This window comes from Burkholderia sp. E168m23 (assembly GCF_016586125.1).
Classification (GTDB): domain Bacteria; phylum Pseudomonadota; class Gammaproteobacteria; order Burkholderiales; family Burkholderiaceae; genus Burkholderia; species Burkholderia orbicola.
Window position 1 is genome coordinate 1 of the sequence record NZ_BCPP01001524.1, and the last position, 915, is coordinate 915.

At 69.3% G+C, this 915-nt stretch carries 1 protein-coding gene; it reads left to right on the forward strand.

The genetic code is table 11. The features are described from left to right. The coding region (locus JMF90_RS38635) for a heavy metal sensor histidine kinase (RefSeq protein ID WP_201326502.1) at positions 1-915 on the forward strand (915 nt) is incomplete at both ends.

Sequence of the window (915 nt, forward strand, 5' to 3'; positions counted from 1 at the left end):
AGCTACGCGGTGATGACGAAGACCATCACGCTGGCCGGCGCCGGCGAGCGGCCGACGCTGCAACTGGTCGTCGCGACGACGTGCGAACGGACGCAGCGGATGCTGCGCCGCTTCGGCTGGACGCTGGCCGCGCTGATCGCGACGGCCACCGTCATCACGCTGCTGCTGAGCCGCGCGGTCGCGCGCTTCGGGCTCGCGCCGCTCGACCGGCTGTCGCAGGACGCGGCGAGCGTCAGCGCGACAAACCGCCGCCAGCGGCTGCACACCGACGCGCTACCCACCGAGTTGCGCGATCTCGCCACGTCGTTCAACGGCGCGCTCGAACGCATCCAGCAAACCTACGCGCGGCTCGAAGCGTTCAACGCGGACGTCGCGCACGAGCTGCGCACGCCGATCAGCATCCTGATCGGCCAGACCCAGGTCGCGCTGACGAGCCGCGACCGTTCCGTCGACCGGATGCGCCAGACGCTGCAATCGAACCTCGAGGAATTCGAGCGGCTGCGCGTGATCATCAACGACATGCTGTTCCTGTCGCGCAGCGACCGCGGCGAGCGCGCGAGCGACCTGAAGGACGTGTCGCTCGCCGACGAGGTGCGGCGCATGCTCGACTTCCTCGAAATCCCGCTCGACGAGGCGCAGTTGCGTGCCGAACTGCACGGCGACGCGCGCGCGGCCGTCGATCCGTCGCTGTTCCGCCGCGCGATGACGAACCTGCTGATCAACGCGATCCAGCATTCGGCGCCCGGCGCGACGCTGAACGTGACGATCACGCGCCGCGACACGCTCGTCGAGATGGCCGTGTCGAACCCCGGCGAGCCGATCGACCCCGTGCAGCGCTCGCACGTGTTCGAGCGCTTCTACCGGCTCGAGGAAGCGCGCGCGAACAGCAAGGAAAACCATGGGCTCGGACTGTCG